Consider the following 16101-nt stretch of genomic DNA (forward strand, 5'->3'; position numbering starts at 1 on the left):
GCCCATGCTGTCATCCGTCATCGGGTGGCCGGCGCCCGGCGCACGGGCTTGGGCAGCGCGATCCTCGCGTTGCGCACCTCGGCGAGCAGCCGGGTCTTGCGCTTGTGCGTCTCGACCAGCTCGGCGAGGTAGGCGCTGAACTCCTCCGCGGTGTCCGCGCGCTTGTGCAGGGTGCGCAGCTTGCGCAGCTGCTGGGCCGCCTGCCGGTAGTAGTGCGGGTCACGGTGGGCGATGAGCTGCTCGACGTGCGAGCGGTAGACGCCGATGACCTCGCCGGGATGCTGCGCGGCCCTGGCCTCGGCGAGCTGGAGTCGCAGGTCGAGCGAGCAGCCGTACCGGTTCGCCGCCCGCCACGCCTCGTCGAGCCTGCCCTCCGCGTGCAGCGCGCGGACCAGCTCGTCGGCGGCCCCGACGTCCCGCTCGGCCCTGGCCCGCAACTCCTCGAGCGCGCGCTCCCGTCCGGCCGGCCGGTGCTCCGGCCCCGCCGCCTTGTCGTGGCCCTGCTTGTCGTGGCCCTGCTTGTCGTGGCCCAGCGTCCTGGCCGCGTACGCGATCGCCTCGGCGTGCCGGCCCGCGGCGCGCAGCGCCCGGACGATCCTCCGGCCGAGGTCGAGGCGCCGCGCGGTCTCCGTCGGTGGCGTCCCGGCCAGGACCGCCATCAGGGTGTCCACATCGCCGGTGAGCTCGGCGAGCTCCTCGCCGAGCCGCTCGAGGGTCGCCCTGCGCCGCTGGCCGGTCTCCTCCCCGAGCGCGTTGTCCACGAGGGACCGCAGGCGGCGCAGCCCAGCCGGGCCGAGCGCGTCGGCGAACTCGGTGAGCGCGAGCTGCGGCGCCCGGTCGGCGAGCGCCACGTCGAGGATCCACTCGGCCAGCGCGGTCGGCGGCGGCGGGTGCGCCACGCAGGCCCGTGCGTAGAGGCCGACGGCCCGGTCGAGCTCGGCGCGCACGGCTCCGGAGCCGTCGTCGAGCTCGGCGAGCGCGGTGCGGATGCGGTCGACGGTGCGCCGGGCCAGCGGCGCGACGTCCGCGCTGGTGCCGCCGTCGAGCAGCCGCTGCAGGGTGTCGAGCACCGCGCTGGTCGTGAGCGCGTGGTCCCGGCCGCGTTCGGCCGCGGCGGCGTCGTGCAGCAGCCGGTGCGCGTCCAGCGCGCGGCGCAGCTCGGGGTGCCGTTGCGCGTACTCGCACACCAGGTCGACCAGCGTGGCCACATCGAGGGAGCGCAGGTAGGAACGCAGGTCGGCGGGGGGCACCGAGCTATAGTGCCCTACCCGAACGGCCGGCCACGTCATCCAAGAGCGTTGACTTCGCCGCGCTCGTGCGCACTCCCCGTCAACACCGTCGGCGTCGGCGGCACGGTCGGCGTCGTCGGCACGGTCGGTGAAGGGCCGCCGGCCGGGACGCGGCTGGCTCCGCGACACCATGTCGGGGGCACGTCGGCCAGCACCCTGGCGGCGAACCGGGCACCGTGGCAGATCACCACCACCGACCGGCCGTCGCCGACCTCGGGCCGGTGCGCGCTGCCGAACACCACGGTCCGTTGGTCCACCACCGCCAGTGCGGCCGGTCCGGTCGCGGCCGGGACGACGGTGGCGCCCGCCGACCGCAGCGGGTCCGCGTCCTCCTGGTCGCCGTCCAAAAGGACGCGTACGTCGACGCCGCGGCGCACCGCTGCCGCCAGATGGACGGGCAGGTCGGGCCCGGCCGGCCAGGACGGGCCGGGAAGGCACAACCACAGCGACTCCTCGGCCCGGTCCAGCTGGTCGGCCAGTGTGTCCGCGGGTTCGAGGTCGAGCAGGGCGTCGGCGCGGCGGACCTCCACCCCACCGGCGCGGCGCTGCTCGTCGAGCGCCGCCAGCGGCGTGCCCTCCGGCGCGAACCGCACGGCGTCGAGGTCGGCCAGCAGGTACGACCGGCGGTCGGCCCGGGTGAGCGCGGCGCCGAACTGCCGGGGACGCCGGGTCCACGCGCTGGCCGCGACGAGGTCGATCACCGCGGTGGCGAAGCGTCGGCCGAGGCAGGTGCGGGCGGTACCGACCGCGGCGGCGAACCGGGTGTCGACGTCGCGGACCGCGGCCAGATCGGCGCTGGCCTGCGGCCGGCAGGCGGTGACGACGCCCAGCCCGGGGTGGGCGCACGCCAGCGCCCGGCACAGCAGCGCGCCGATCGGCCACCAGCCGGCGCCGCGCGGCGCGGCCAGCCCGGGCAGCATGCCGGTGTCGACCAGGACCAGCTCGGTGTCGGGTCCGGGGTCGCGGCGTGGCGCGCCGCCGCCGTGCAGCACGCGGTAGTGCAGGTCGTTGGCGAGCGCGCGCAGCGGCTGGCCGAACCGGAACTGCTGGCCGAGCACCGCGCAGCCGGGGTGGCGCCGGGCGTCGTCGGCGCGGCGGATGCCGCAGTGGGTGAACACGTCCGCGGCCAACCAGGTGCGCGCCTCGGGCACGGCCCGCAGCGCGGGTGGCCGCACCGCCGGCCCCGGCTGGAGGAAGTCGCCGACGAGCGCGGCGCTCTCCCTGGCCCGCGCGACGGCGAGGAGGACCTCGGCGAGCCGGGCGGCGCCGACCTCGTCGACGAGCACGACGTCGAACCGCTGGCCCGTGACGGCCGAGTTCACCCTGGCGGTGCCGAGCGTGGTCGCGACGACCTGGGCGCACGACACCGCCGCGGCCTCGGCCTCCTCCCGCTCGGCGAAGGTTCGCTCGGCCAGCCGGCGCAGCCGGTCGCGCAGCCGGTCGGCGGCCGCGGCGTCCTCGACCCGCCGGCGCAGTGCCTCCCGTTCCTGGTGCCGAGTGGGCAGGTCGTGCCGGAGGCAGTCGGCGGAGAAGCGGCGGTCCTGGTCGCTGGCGACACCGGCGGAGCGGGTCAGACCGATCTTGCGGCGCAGGGCCTCCGCGCGGGTGCGCGTCTCGGCCTCGGCCCGCGCGGCCTCGTCCAGCGCCCGCTCGGCGGCGGTCAGCTCGGTGTCGAGCCGCTCGACGTCGGCGGCGGTCAGCGGGTGCGCCGCGGCGCGGCACCGGTCGATGTGGTCCCGCAGCTCGACCCGCCGCCGCTCGGCGGCTCTGGCGGACCCGCGGCGGACCCGCCGGCTCGTGGCCGGGTCGGGCACGGTGTCGAGCCGGGCCAACTCCTCGGTCAGCTCCTCCGCCTTGGTCAGGCTCGCCCTGGCTTCGGTGGCCCGCCGCCAGCCCTCCCGCGCGGCGCGCAGCCCCGCCCGCGCCTCGGCGAGCGCCTCGGTGGCCTCGGCGTGCCGCGCGGTGACCGCGGCGAGCTCGTCGCCGAGGGTGCGCAGCCGCTGGGCGTTGTCGATTCGCCGGCGCGCGGCGAGGAACGCCTCGTGGCTGTACCCGGTGAGCGCGGAGTCCAGCTCGGCGAGCCGCTCCCCGGCGCCGGCCAGCTCGGCGAGCTCGCGCAGCACGGCGGTGCGGTCGGCGTCGGCGGGGCAGGCGGGGGCGACCGCCAGCTCGGCGCGGGTGGGAAGGCCGACCCTGGCGACCTTGCCCGGGGAGAGCCGGCGACGCAGCGCGAGCACGGCGTCGTCCACCGCGGAGTCGACCGGGGACAGCAGCAGCACCCGCTTGCCGGCCGCGACCAGCTCCTCCACCGCGGCGACCAGCACGTGGGTCTTGCCGGTGGCCGGTGGACCCCAGACCAGATGCAGGCCGGGGCCCCGACATGCCGCGTAGGCAGCACGCTGGTCGTCGACGAGCCCGGCTGCCGGAGGTGCCGAATCGCGCAGTGGATCGGGCAGTGGGTCGACGGTGCCGGTGGCGAGCCGGTCGGCCAGCGGCGCGTCACCGAGCCGGCGCAGCCCGTCGGCGAGGCCGCGGAGCAGGGCGCGCGGAGACACGGTGGCGGCCCACACGTGGTCGCGGCCGCGGGGCGGGTCGGGCAGCCGGAGCCGCAGGACGCCGCCGGCGAGGTGGGCGGCGTCGGCGGGGACCGCGGTGTCGTGCCGGGGTCCCCGCGGGCCGGCGACGCAGACGTGCCGCAGGTGCTCGGCGCTGATGCGGCGGTCGCGCAGGTCGACGGCGTACCAGCCGGCGTCGGGCAGCGGGACCGGGGTGCCAAGCGGGGTCCACGGGCCGGTCTCGCGGACGTGGGCGAGCTCCTGCTCGACCGCGTGGGCAGCGTCCCGCCGCCAGTCCGTCATCCATCACTCCCAAGGTCGTTCCCGTCGGTCCGCGTCCGTTCACCACGAGTAAACCAAGAGCGCCCGAGCAAATACAGAGCGTAACCCCTCCGGTGGAAAACCTGGGCGCGGGCGAAACGCGGGCGGGTCGAGCGGCGATAGAGCCGGATCCCGGCCGCCGGTCAGAAGCGGCCCTCCGGGTCGAGGTCGATCTCCTCCAGCAGGGGAACCGGGCTCGGGGCCGATGGGCAGCCGGGGTAGGGCCGCCACCGGCCGCCGCGGTCGCGCCAGTACAGCGACCACCGGCCGTCGTCGCCGAGGCGGAGCTGGGCGAACTCGTGGACGATCCACTCGGCCGTCGACCCGGGTTCGGCGGTCCAGGGCAGCCGGCGCTGGACCAGGGTCACCGAGCGGCCGCGGCGCCGGCACTCGAAGCGGAGCTGCTCCCTGACGGTGTCCGGCACCCGGCGCGCGCACCACCGCTCGATCTGCCGGAGCGCGAACTCGGAGATGGCAGCCACGCGGCCATTGAACCCCACCGGCGACGCGGAGGCAGCCGCTCGCGCCCCGTCCCGGGCGCTCGTGGTAGGCAGTTCCGGTGACACTCGACGACCTCGCCCTGCGGCTGCGCGACTTCGCCGCCGCCCGGAACTGGGAGCCGTTCCACACGCCGAAGAACCTCGTGATGGCGCTGTCCGGCGAGGTGGGTGAGCTGACCGAGCTGTTCCAGTGGCTCACCCCCGAGGAGTCCGCCGCGGTGCTCGACGACCCCGGGACCGCGCACGACGTCCGTGACGAGCTCGCCGACGTGCTCCTCTACCTGGTTCGGCTGGCCGACGTCCTCGGGGTGGACCTGCTGGCCGCCGCCGAGGCCAAGATCGACCGCAACGAGCACCGCTTCCCGCCCGAATCCGTCGGGTAGTTCCGCTAACCTCGGCGGTCGCGGCCCGACGGGCACCGAAGTAGCCACTTCGTCGCTGCCCCCACCCGCACGTGGATACCTGCGTGCCGGTGTTCCTCGCCGATCTGGTCGACGCCGGCCTCGGGCACGTCGAGGTCCTGCTGGAGCACAAGCTGCCGCACAGCCCCATGCGGGTCGACGTCGTCCTGTGTGGGACCCATCCGTGCACCGGCGAGTCCACCTTCGTCATGGTCGAGCTCAAGCAGTGGTCGCACGCCGAGCTGCTCGCCGCCGACCTGGTGCTGCTCGACGCGCACACCCAACCCGTGTTGCACCCCGCCGAGCAGGTCCGCCGGTACTGCGAGTACGTCGTCGACGAGACACCCGCGCTGGAGGACCGTCCCCACGCCGTGCACGGGATCGCCTACCTGCACAACTCGCTCGGCGACCGGGTGCCCTCGCTGCGGCGGTACACCCCGAGCCAGTTCGCCCGGCTGTACACGATGGACGAGAAGGCGGAGCTGCTCGCCCACCTCCGCGCCCTGCTCGACCCCGCGGGGGAACGGGATGCCGCCGGACGAGGAACTCGTCGGTGACGTTCCAAGGTTTCCGGCACGCCCCGGCCAAACCGCTGCTGAACCGGGCGAGCAGGGAGATCCGGGAACGCGAGCAGTTCGTGCTGCTCGACGAGCAGCAGGTGGCCTACCAGTCGGTGCTGCGGGCCGTGGAACGAGCCAGGGTGGCGCGGCGGCAGACGGTCGTGGTCGTGCTGGGCGGCGGGTGTGCGTGTACTCCACAGATCCGGAGACGAGGCGGTTCCTCGAACCATGGCCTCCTGAGCCGGTCGGTGCCCGCCCGGCAACCCGCTCCCCGACGGTGGGTGACGGACTCGATACCCTCGACTACCGCCGGGCCCGGCCGACCGGGAGGACACCGCATGTGGCTACTCGACGAACCCGAGTTCGACCCGACCCTGCTCGACTGGCTCGCCGGGCTGAATCCCGAGCGGCTCGAGCGGATCCTCACCGCCCGGCCGGACGTCCTCGAGCCTTCCCCGCCGCGCCGGCTGGACGAGCTCGCCGAGCGGCTGTCCTCGGCCGAGTCGGTGCGCGCCGCCCGCCTGCTGGTGGGCACGCCCGGCGTCCAGCTGCTGCGCGCGTTGCAGCTCGGCTACGCGCTCGGCCACGAGCAGGGCGTCCCGCCGGCGACGCTGGCCGGTTGGCTGGCCGGCGACGCCGACCCGCGGGCGGTGCTGGACTTCCTCGCCGGCCTGGCGCTGGCCTGGCCGGACCCCTCCGGCGCCATCCACCTCCCGGAACCGCTGCGCGGCGACGAGTACCGCACCTACGGCCTCGGCGCCTCGCTGGCCGAGCTGCTGCCACAGGCCACCATCGCCGAGCTCAAGCGGCTGCGCGCCACCCTCGGCCTGTCCGGCGGCGTCCGCAAGCCCCAGCTCGTCGACGTGATCCTCGGCGTGCTCCGCGACCCCGGCCACGTCCGCGAGCTGCTGGCCGGCGCCCCCGAGGGAACGGTCGAGCTGCTCAACGACACCGCCCGGCACGGACCCACCGTCCCGGTCGAGCGGCGATCCGGCGAGCCGGCCGAGTGGGCCCTGCGGCACGCCCTGCTGTGGACCCTCCCCACCGGCGAGGTGGTGCTGCCGCTCGAGGTGGCGGTGACCCTGCGCGGCCCGGAGCTCCGGCTGCCGCTCGACCCGGCCCCACCCGAGTTGTCGATGAACCCGGCCGACCCGGCCGACGTCGCGGTCCGGACCTCGGCCGCCGCGCTGCGCCTGGTGGACCGGGTCCACAGCGTGCTCGACGCCGCCGCCACCGAGCCGCTGCCGACGCTGCGCTACCGCGCCGACATCGGCCCCCGTGTCGTCAAGCGGCTGGCCAGGGACATCGGGGCGACACCGGCGGAGGTCCGCCTCGTCCTGGACCTCGCGACCGCGACCTCGCTGCTGACCGTCCGCGAGCTGGAGCCCGAGCCGCCCACCCGGGCCCGCCCGATCCCGCCGCCGCCGGACCTCGGCGTGGTGCCGGCGGAGCGGGCCGCCCGACTGCGCAGCGCCGGCTCGGCCGCGCTGTTCCGCACCCTGCTCGGCGCGTGGTGGACGCTGGACGCCAGCCCGCTCGCCGACGAGCACGCGGTGCGCGGCCTCGGCGCCGCCGCCGTCCGGCACCTGCGGCAGCTGACCCTGCGGCTGCTCTGCCACCTCGAACCCGGGTCCGGCCTCGCCGACGAGAAGGCGCTGCTCGAACTGGCCCGGTGGGCCGTGCCCGCGGTGCCCGCCAGCGCGGCGGACGCCCTGGTCCGCGGCAGCCTGGCCGAGGCGGAGCTGCTCGGCGTCGTCGCGGACGGCGCGCCGGGGGAGCTGGCCTACGCCATGGTCGCCGCGGGGCCGCGGCTCGACCCGGCCGCGCCGGAGCTGACCGGGATCGTCGATCGGCTGCTCACCGGCGCCGGGAAGACGGCGCTGTTCGGCGCCGACCTCACCGCGGTCGTCGCCGGCGCCCCGGACGTCCAGCTCGCCGCGCTGCTGGACAGCGTCGCCGACCGGGAGTCCCAGGGCGCGGCCACCACCTGGCGGTTCAGCCGGGCCAGCGTGCGGCGGGCGTTCGACCGGGGCACCACCGCCCCGATGCTGCTCGACGAGCTGGCCGCGGTGGCCCGGGACGAGCTGCCGCAACCGCTGGTGTACCTGATCAACGACGTCGCGCGCCGACACGGCGAGGTGGCCGTCATCGGGGTCGCCGGCGTGGTCGTGGGCGAGGACGAGGCCGTGGTAACCGAGATCGCCGGGCACAAGGCGGCCGGCGCGCTGGGCCTGCGCCGGGTGGCGCCGACCGTGCTGGTCGCCACCGTCGACCCCGACACCGTGCTCCGCCGGCTCCGGCGAGCCGGGTTCGCCCCGGTGCGGCGCGACGTCGACGGCGCGCTGGTGATCGCCGAGCCGGCGCTGGCCCGGGTCGCCGAGCCGGAGCCGGAGCCGGCGGTCAGCGTGCCCAGCCCCCGCGCGCACGCCGAGCGCCTGCTCACCGAATGGCACGACAGACCAGGGCGCTAGTGTCCTGCGCCCGAAATCCGTCGAGTACGTGCTGGTTCGACCGTGGCCAGAGGTTCCCGGCCGTTCCGGGCGCGGGACACCAGCGGCCGGCCAGGTCCCCGGTCCTCACTGGCCTTGCCCGCCGGCGCGGCCGAGGGCGTCGGCCAACAGCCGGACCTCCTCCGGGTCGGGGCTGGCGGCGCCACGCTGAGGACGGAAGGTGTCTCGGCTTCGACGCCACCAGCCCGACGGGCTGGGTCACCTCAACAGCGAGCCGTCCACGTAGACGTCGGCCTTCTCATGCGGGAACGCGACCAGGCCGGTGATCTTCTCGCTCTCCGGCAACGGTGTCCGGTAGGACCACGCGAGGTCGGTGACCACCTCGTCGCCGGCGCGGACCGACCAGTACTCGGCGGCGCCCTTGTACGGGCAGTGCGTCACCGTGTCGGTGTGCTCCAGCAGGTCGAGCCGGACGTCCAGCTTCGGCAGGTAGTAGCGGGGCGGCAGGCCGGTCTCGAACAGCACGGTCGGGCGGCGCGACTCGGCGACCGTCACCCCGGCGACCTCCACCCGCACGTGCCGGGAGCTGGCCAGGATGTCCACCCGGACGTGCGGGTCTCGCGGGTGGGTGAACACCTCCTCGTCCTCCTCGAACCAGGCGTCCATCGCGGCCCAGTCGAGCCGGACGTGGTCGCGCAGCTCCTCGATCGGCGACTCGGCGTACTCCAGCACCGCGTCCGGCGCCTCCCGCTCGCCCACCCGCAGCGTGCCGAGCCGGCCGTCACCGCGGCTCGGGGAGTGCTGGGTCCGCTCGCTCGGGGCGATCAGGTCGGTCCGCACGTCCGCCCGTGGGAAGTAGTACGTCGGGTAGTAGGGCACCTCCCACACCAGCAGCGGCCGGGTGGTGTCCGCCACCACCGTTCCGGCGAACACCGCCCGCACCCGCTTCGCTCCTGGTTCCGTCCGCACCCGTCCACGTTCGCTCATGTCCAGGCCAACACCGGATCGCCCGCCGAGATTCCTGCGGATTCCCGGACGATTCCGCGCGGCGGTCATCGGCGAACGGTGCGGACCATCGAGGCGTAGGCGACCACGTTGTCGACGTATTCCCCGGACGCCCGGTCGAACACGCCGCCGCAGGTGATCAGGCGCAGTTCCGGGCCTTCGGTGTTGCCGTAGACCCGTTCGGTCGGGAACGCGGCCTTCGGGTACCGCTCCACGCGGTCGACGGTGAACTCCACCGACCACCCGTCGACGCGGTGCACGGTGACCACGGCGCCCCGCGGCAGCTCGGCCAGCCGGTGGAACACCCCGGGCACCTTCCGGTAGTCGACGTGACCGGCGATGACGGCCGGCCCGACCTCCCCGGGAGCGGGGCTCTCGGTGAACCAGCCGGCCGTCTCGGCGTCCGCCGGCACCTCGAGGCTGCCGTCCGGCTGGAAGCCGAGGTCGACGACCTCGCCGGTGCGCACCCCGATCGCCGAGATCTCCAGCCACGCCGGCCGGGCCGGCGGCAGCGGGGAGGCCGTGTCCGGCTCGGGCGAGGCGTCCGTAGCCAGCGCGCTGGCGGCCGGCACGCTCGGGGACGACGGGCCCGGCGGCGGGGTGACCGGTGGGCCGGCACACCCCGCCAACACCAGGACCGCGACGCCCGCCAGGCCGCGGCGGGTGAGCCGCCGCGCCGGCCGCGCCAGCAGTGTCGTCACCGAGGTCAGCGCCCGTCACCGCCGGTGTCGACGCCACCGGAGGGGCGCACCCGGACCTGCTGCTTGCCCGGCCCGCCGAACCGAGACTCGCACGCGTAACCGTCGCCGTCCCCGTCCAGCCGGTGCGGGTCAGACCGGTCGGCGTCCAGCACCGCCTGCGCCTGCGCCTGCGTCGCGAAGTGCCGGCAGTCCTTGTCCTGGCCGGCGCGGGCCGGCGCGGCGGGCTTCGCCGGCTCCGGGGCGGCTGGTTGCGGGTCGGCCGGCGGCGCCTGCGGCGGGGCGGGCGGACCGAACCGGGACTCGCACGCGTAACCGTCGCCGTCCCCGTCCAGCCGGTGCGGGTCGGACCGGTCGACGTCCAGCACCGCCTGCGCCTCCGCCTGGGTCGCAAAGTTCGCGCAGTCGTAGTCCCGCGCGACCTCCCCGGTTTGCCCGAGCGCGGAGCCGGTGAACGCCGAACCGGCCAGCAGGACGGCGGAAATGGACACGACAAAACGACGGGACAATGACATGGAAAACACACCTCTCCGCACAGGGGAACCCGCGCCGGAGCGCTTTCTCCGGCGGTACCGGCTTCCTTATCGACCCTACGAAAGTAGGTGTTACGCCGATCACAAAGAAAATCGCCGGCATTTGGCAACGAGAAAAGGTCGGTCCTGGTTGGGCGTTCCCGATCCGCCCCGTACGCTTCGGGTATGGCCATCCAGGTGCTGCTCGTGGACGACCACGAGGTCGTCCGGCGCGGGCTGCGGGACCTGCTCGGTGACGAGCCGGACATCGAGGTCGTCGCCGAGGCGAGCGGCGCGGACGAGGCGTTGGCCGTGGCCGTGCACGTGGAGCCGGACGTGGCCGTGGTGGACGTGCGGCTCGGCGAGGGCGAGCGGGACGGCATCGCGCTGTGCCGCGAGCTGCGGTCCTTGCCGAACCCGCCGCGCTGCCTGGTGCTCACCGCGTTCGACGACGAGGAGGCCGTGGTCGGCGCGATCATGTCCGGGGCCTCCGGCTACCTGCTCAAGCAGGTCCGCGGCCAGGACGTGGTGAAGGCCGTGCGCGAGGTCGCCGCCGGGCGCTCGCTGCTGGACCCGGTGAGCACCGCGCGGGTGCTGGAGAGCCTGCGCCACCCGCCGGAGGACGAGCTGGCCGCGCTCACCGAGCGCGAGCGGGAGGTGCTCGACCTCATCGGTCAGGGACTGTCCAATCGGGAGATCGCCGAGCGGCTGTTCCTCGCCGAGAAGACGGTGAAGAACCACGTCACCTCGGTGCTGGCCAAGCTCGGCATGCAACGCCGCACCCAGGCCGCGGCGTGGGTGGCGCGCCGGGGGAGCCCGCGTGGCGGCTGACCCGGAACCGCCAACCCCCCCCCCGTTCGAACTGGCGCAAGGTTCCGGTCGACCAGCGGTACCGGCACTGGAACACGGTCGGCTTCGCCCGCACCGTGCTGGTGGTCGTCCGCACGGTCACCACGCTGACCCGGCTGCTGGACATCCTCGCGCTGCTGGAACGCGACCGGCGGGTCCAGGTGGTGTTCACCCACGCCGAGGGCAACCGGGCGATCTTCGCCGCCGGCGTGCCCGACCTGCTGCGCGCGCTGGGCGCCCCGGTGATCCCGTGGGAGCAGGCCACGAAGGCCCCGGTCGACCTGGTGCTCGCCGCGAGCGAGAACGACGACCTGCACGAGCTGCCCGGCCCGGTGCTGCTCGTGCCGCACGGTCTCGGCTACCAGAAGCACTACCCGGGCAGCCGGGTCACGTCCGGGATGGATCCGGACCGGCTGGTCCACGCCGGCCGGGTGGTGCCGGCGGCGATCGCGCTGTCCCACCCCGAGCAGGCCGAGCAGCTGCGGGCCGCGTGCCCGCCAGCCGTGCCGCGCGCGGTGGTGGTCGGCGACCCCTGCCACGACCGGATGCTCGCCAGCGCGCACCGCACCGCCCGCTACCGCAGGGCGCTCGGCACCGGCGACCGCGCGCTGGTGGTGCTGGCGTCGACCTGGGGCCCGGAGTCGCTGCTCGGCAGCTGGCCCGAGCTGCCGGCCGCGTTGCTCGGCCGGCTGCCACTGGACTCCTACCAGGTCGCGGCGGTGCTGCACCCGGGCATCTGGGCGGCGCACGGGCCGTGGCAGGTGCGTGGCTGGTTGACCGACGCCCGTCGCGCCGGGCTCGTGCTGGTCCCGCCGGAGCGGGGCTGGCAGGCCGCGCTGCTGGCCGCCGACTGTGTCGTCACGGACACCGGGTCGGCCGCGCTGTACGCCGCGGCGGTGGACGAGCCGGTGCTGCTCGGCGCGCGCGGCGGCAGCACGGTGCCCGGGTCGCCGCTCGCGGCACTGGCCGCCACGGCGCCCGCGCTCGGCCCCGGTGACGACCTCCGCGCGCGGATCGACGAGGTCGTGGACGGGCACCGGCCCGGTGCGCACGCGGAGATCCTGCGGCGGGCGGTGCACCGGCCAGGGCGGTCGGCGGCGCTGCTCACCGAGCTGCTGTACCGGTGGCTGCGGCTCACCCCGCCGGTGGCGCCCGCGTTCCCGGCGGTGCCGGAGCCCGTGGTGGAGCCGGCCGAGGTCGCCGCGTTCGTGGTCGGCGGCCGGGTCGACGGCGACGTCGTGGCGTTGGAGCGCTTCCCCGCCGCCGTGGATGTCCACGGTGAACTGTCCTACCGGCACACCGTGGCACACGCCGAGCTGGCCGAGCTGCGCGAGCTGGACGCCGCCTCGGTGGTGTACACCGAGCCCGCCCCCACGGACTTCCCGAGGTGGGCGATGGAGGTGCTGCACCGCCGGCCGGTGGTCAGGATCGCCGCGGCGGTCGCTGGGGACGGCACCTGCCTGGTGTGCCCACGCGGCGGTGAGCCGCGTCGGCTCTCCGCGCCCGGGATCGACCCGCTCCTGCTGGCCTCGTTCGCCTACCTCCGGCAGGTCGATCCGGACGTGCCGGCGGCGCTGCGCGTCGGCGCGACCAGGGTCGAGGTCAGCTCGGCCCCATCCGGCTGAGCCAGTCGCGGAACACGGTCTCCCGCGGATGACCGGCCCACCACAGCAGCTCCCACGCGGCCGACCAGTGCCACCGGGCGCCGGCCAGGTCGCCGCGAGCATGAGCGAGCGTGCCCGAGACCTCGTGCAGCTCCACCGCGTACTGGGTGGCCCCGGCCTCCCCCACCAGCCGCCAGGCCTCGCGCAGCGCGGCGTCGGCCTCCGGGTACGCCCCGAGCGCGGTGTGCGCCTTGGCCTGCACCAGCCGCACCCGTGACTGGTTGCGGAGTTCCCTCGGCGGGGTGTTGGCCCACGCCTCGGGCAGCAGGTCCAGCGCCGACCTCGGCCGGCCCACCTTCACCAGCACGTTGGCCAACATCCGCAGGTGCAGGCCGAGCGCGCGGCGACCGGCCTCGCCCAGCGTGCGGTCCAGCCGCACCGCCTCCCGCAGCGCCGCGACCGCCGCGGCGAGCTCGCCGCGCTCCTCGTGCCATCGCGCGCGGAACTCCAGTGTGGACGACGCCAGCTCCGGGTCGTCGAGGCCGGCCACCAGCTCCAGCGCCCGGTCCAGCTGCTCCCGCGCCCGCTCGTACTCGCCCAGCAGGACGTGCGTGCGGCCGAGCATCCCGTGCAGCCGGGCGGAGACGGCCGGCGTGCCGAGCCGCTCGGCGGCGCGCAGGCCCCACCGGTAGAGATCCGCGAACAACCGATGATGGCCACGGGCGACCTGCAACCGTTCCAGCGCTCCGCAGAGTTGGACCACCTCGACGTCCCGGCCGCGCAGGCACGCCTCCCGCACCAGCGCGGCGAGAACCTCGCGCTCGTCGTCCAACCAGTCCAGTGGGGACGAACCTGTGAACTCCTCGACCTCCGGCACCAGGTAGCGGCGCAGCCGGTCGGTGCCCAGCTCGAGGTCGGCGGCCACCGCCCGGTCGCGGTAGTGGCGGAGCAGCCGGTCCGCGGCGGCCACGTCCGGAGTGGGCCTGGCGGCGACCTCCCGCACGAGATGGTGCAGCCGGTACCGGCCGGGCCGGGTCGGCACGAGCAGCTGGGCGTCGGCCAGCTCGGCGAACGCGGCCTCGGCGGGCCGACCGAGCAGCGAGCTCGCGCCGACCACGGTGAAGTCCGGCCCGGGGTGCTCGGCGAGCAGGCCGCACAGCTCGGCGGCCGGAGCAGGCAGCTCGGACCTGGTGCGCTCGTACGTCACGCGCACGGCGTCGACCGCGCCGAGCGCGCCGGCGGTGCGCAGCTCGGCGAGCACGGCCGCCACCGGTTCCGCGACGATCCTGGCCCGCGTGCGCACCCGCTCGCCGGCGAACCGCAACGCCACCGGCATCCGCTCACACAGCTCGGCGAGCCGCTCCGCGGCGACCCGCTCGGCGGCCACGACGTGCGGTCCGGCCAGCGCCTCCAGCAGGTCGAGCGCGGCGACCGGATTCAGCGCGCCCACCGGGACCGGTCCGGGCAGCTCGGCCGCGAGGTCACCCGCGCGGACGGCGGTGACCAGCACCAGGCTGGCCGGCGACGGCGGGAGCAGCGCGTGCACGTCGGCAAGGCTCCGCGCGTTGTCCAGGGCGAGCAGGAACCGCCGGCGCGCGGTCACCGCGCGGTACTGCGCCCACAGGTCCGCGGTGCCGCCGGCGAGCAGGCCGGGCTCGACACCGAGCTGGGTGAGCACGTGCGCGACGACCTCGGGCTGGCGCAGGTGGTTGCCGTCCCGCCATTCGGCGAGGTCGACGTAGACCTGCCCGTCGGGCCACCGGGACGCGAGGTCGTGCGCCACCGCGCAGACCAGCGCGGTCTTGCCGGCACCGTGCTGGCCGACGAGTAGCTTCCGGCCGGCGCCGGCGAGGGCGGCGCGCTCCGCGTCCCGGTCGACGAACGGCACCGGGGCGGCGGGCGCGGCCGGCCGGGTTGCGCGCGGTGGCCCTCCGGTCAGCTCGCCGAGCAGCCCGGCCAGCTCGGCGCCGACCTCCGGCTCGGCCTCGACCAGCTCGCGCAGCGCCCGCTCGAGCCGCTCCGGATCGGCGAGCAGCGCGGCGACGTCCTCCGCCCGGCGCCGCCGGGCGAGCCGTCGAGCCACGGCCTCGCGGAGCCGGCCGGCGCCGCGCAGGGTGGCCCCCGCCGCGAGCGACTTCGCGACCTCCCCCAGGACGACCTCCCACACGCTGTGCTCCCCTCGTCACGGCACGTGGGGCCACGCTAGCGCGGTCAGCCGTCGAGCGGGAGGTCGAAGGCGACCAGGGTGCCGAGGCTGGGCGAGGAGTTGACGAAGAACTTCCCGCCCGCGGCGTCGGCCCGCTCGGCGAGGTGCCGCAGGCCGCGGCGGGCCACGTCGCGCGGCACGCCGCACCCGTTGTCCCGCACCCGCAGCTTGATCCCCTCGACGTCCCGGCGCAGGGTCACCCTGGTCTCGCTCGCCCCGGAGTGTCGCACCACATTGGACAGTGCCTCGCGGAGCGCGGCGCGGACGTGGTCGGCCCGCTCGGCCGGAATGTCCGCCAACTCCCCGGAGAGCTCCAGGGTCGGCGGGAAGCCGAGCAGCTCGCCGGCGATGCGCACCTCGCCGCGGGCCGACTCGGCCAGGTCGGTCGCGGCGGCCGGGCGGGACTCCCGCGCCGGCTCCGGCGAGCGCAGCGCCCGCACGGTCGCCCGAATCTCCCCGATCGTCTCGTCCAGCTGGTCGACCGCCTCGCCGAGCCGGGCGGCGTCGGCCTGCGCGAAGCGCTTGCGCATCCGCCGGCGCACCCGGTCCAGCCGCATGCCGGCGGCGTAGAGCCGCTGGACGATCACGTCGTGCAGCTCGCGGGCGATCCGCTCCCGTTCCTGGTACAGCGACACCCGCTGCCGGGCGTTGGCCCCCTCGGCCAGCGCGAGCACCACGCCGGCCTGCGCGGCGAACGCGGCCAGCACCTCGACCGTCGGCTCGGGGAACGCGGCCGCTCCACGCTCGCGGTACACGGTCAGCGCGCCGAGCACCCGCCCTCCCGAGCCGAACGGGGCGGCGGCGAAGGGGCCGTAGTCACGCAGCTCGGGCGGCACGTACGGGGAGGTGCGCGGGTCGGTGGTGAAGTCGGCGCTGACCACCGGGCCGCCGCCGCGGGCGACCTGGCCGGCGGCCGACGCGGCCGGCAGCACCAGCCCGAGCAGGCCCTCGGTGGTCGCCGGATGCGCGGCCTCCACGGCGACCGTGCCGTCCTCGGCGCGCACCATGACCAGCCCGAGGTCGGCCCCGGCCAGCTCGGCGGCGCGGCGGACGACCGAGCCCAGCACGGCGCCGGGGTCGTCGCCGGACAGCGCCGCGGTGGTGATCTCGGTGGCGGCGGACAGCGCCCGCGCCGCGAGGCTGGGTTCCAT

General features: G+C 75.9%; 13 protein-coding genes. 5 read left to right on the forward strand and 8 right to left on the reverse strand.

Annotated features, from left to right (window positions below):
• Positions 1 to 17: 17 nt before the first annotated feature.
• From BM051_RS20645 to BM051_RS20655, 3 genes are all read right to left on the reverse strand, one after another.
• Positions 18 to 1250, reverse strand: a complete 1233-nt coding sequence (locus tag BM051_RS20645) for a hypothetical protein (RefSeq protein WP_243859668.1) — start codon at positions 1248 to 1250, stop codon at positions 18 to 20.
• 35 nt (positions 1251 to 1285) lie between these two features.
• Complete coding sequence (locus BM051_RS20650; protein ID WP_092532856.1) at positions 1286 to 4147, reverse strand: AAA domain-containing protein; 2862 nt, start codon at positions 4145 to 4147, stop codon at positions 1286 to 1288.
• 161 nt (positions 4148 to 4308) lie between these two features.
• Positions 4309 to 4647: a DUF3024 domain-containing protein gene (locus tag BM051_RS20655; protein ID WP_092533077.1), complete on the reverse strand. Its 339-nt coding sequence runs from the start codon at positions 4645 to 4647 to the stop codon at positions 4309 to 4311.
• A gap of 77 nt (positions 4648 to 4724) precedes the next feature.
• Here BM051_RS20655 and BM051_RS20660 point away from each other — a divergent pair, with 77 nt between their 5' ends.
• The 3 genes from BM051_RS20660 (at position 4725) to BM051_RS20670 (ending at position 8097) form a co-directional block, all read left to right on the forward strand.
• Positions 4725 to 5048, forward strand: coding sequence for a nucleotide pyrophosphohydrolase (locus BM051_RS20660; protein ID WP_092532859.1), 324 nt, complete (start codon positions 4725 to 4727; stop codon positions 5046 to 5048).
• 83 nt (positions 5049 to 5131) lie between these two features.
• Positions 5132 to 5623 (forward strand): hypothetical protein, encoded by a 492-nt coding sequence (locus BM051_RS20665; RefSeq protein WP_092532862.1) that lies wholly within the window; start codon positions 5132 to 5134, stop codon positions 5621 to 5623.
• Positions 5620 to 8097 (forward strand): helicase-associated domain-containing protein, encoded by a 2478-nt coding sequence (locus tag BM051_RS20670; protein WP_092532865.1) that lies wholly within the window; start codon positions 5620 to 5622, stop codon positions 8095 to 8097. The genes BM051_RS20665 and BM051_RS20670 overlap by 4 nt, the downstream gene beginning before the upstream one ends.
• Positions 8098 to 8334: 237 nt before the next feature.
• On the opposite strand, the gene BM051_RS20675 is transcribed toward BM051_RS20670, so the two are convergent.
• From BM051_RS20675 to BM051_RS20685, 3 genes are all read right to left on the reverse strand, one after another.
• Complete coding sequence (locus BM051_RS20675; RefSeq protein ID WP_092532868.1) at positions 8335 to 9063, reverse strand: DUF427 domain-containing protein; 729 nt, start codon at positions 9061 to 9063, stop codon at positions 8335 to 8337.
• Between the two features lie 65 nt (positions 9064 to 9128).
• Positions 9129 to 9773, reverse strand: a complete 645-nt coding sequence (locus BM051_RS20680; protein ID WP_424923299.1) for a class F sortase — start codon at positions 9771 to 9773, stop codon at positions 9129 to 9131.
• A gap of 14 nt (positions 9774 to 9787) precedes the next feature.
• Positions 9788 to 10270 (reverse strand): excalibur calcium-binding domain-containing protein, encoded by a 483-nt coding sequence (locus BM051_RS20685; protein WP_243859669.1) that lies wholly within the window; start codon positions 10268 to 10270, stop codon positions 9788 to 9790.
• Between the two features lie 207 nt (positions 10271 to 10477).
• Between BM051_RS20685 and BM051_RS20690 the strand changes: the two genes are divergently transcribed.
• The gene (locus BM051_RS20690; protein WP_092532874.1) at positions 10478 to 11122 is read left to right on the forward strand and encodes a response regulator; all 645 of its coding nucleotides are present in this window, start codon (positions 10478 to 10480) and stop codon (positions 11120 to 11122) included.
• Between the two features lie 95 nt (positions 11123 to 11217).
• The gene (locus BM051_RS20695; protein ID WP_134046266.1) at positions 11218 to 12765 is read left to right on the forward strand and encodes a hypothetical protein; all 1548 of its coding nucleotides are present in this window, start codon (positions 11218 to 11220) and stop codon (positions 12763 to 12765) included.
• Here BM051_RS20695 and BM051_RS20700 read toward each other — a convergent pair.
• On the reverse strand, positions 12743 to 14911 hold the full coding sequence (locus tag BM051_RS20700) for a hypothetical protein (RefSeq protein ID WP_092532877.1): 2169 nt from the start codon (positions 14909 to 14911) through the stop codon (positions 12743 to 12745). The genes BM051_RS20695 and BM051_RS20700 overlap by 23 nt on opposite strands.
• Positions 14912 to 14955: 44 nt before the next feature.
• Entirely contained in the window at positions 14956 to 16101 is a 1146-nt protein-coding gene (locus BM051_RS20705) for a GAF domain-containing sensor histidine kinase (protein WP_092533083.1), read from the reverse strand.

This window comes from Amycolatopsis arida, assembly GCF_900115565.1.
Classification (GTDB): domain Bacteria; phylum Actinomycetota; class Actinomycetes; order Mycobacteriales; family Pseudonocardiaceae; genus Yuhushiella; species Yuhushiella arida.

Excerpts from the sequence above, each read along its gene's own strand:
- BM051_RS20650 (WP_092532856.1), bottom strand. The coding sequence starts at position 4,147 with ATGACGGACTGGCGGCGGGACGCTGCCCACGCGGTCGAGCAGGAGCTC.
- BM051_RS20690 (WP_092532874.1), top strand. The coding sequence starts at position 10,478 with ATGGCCATCCAGGTGCTGCTCGTGGACGACCACGAGGTCGTCCGGCGC.
- BM051_RS20675 (WP_092532868.1), bottom strand. The coding sequence starts at position 9,063 with ATGAGCGAACGTGGACGGGTGCGGACGGAACCAGGAGCGAAGCGGGTG.
- BM051_RS20705 (WP_092533083.1), bottom strand. The coding sequence starts at position 16,101 with ATGGAACCCAGCCTCGCGGCGCGGGCGCTGTCCGCCGCCACCGAGATC.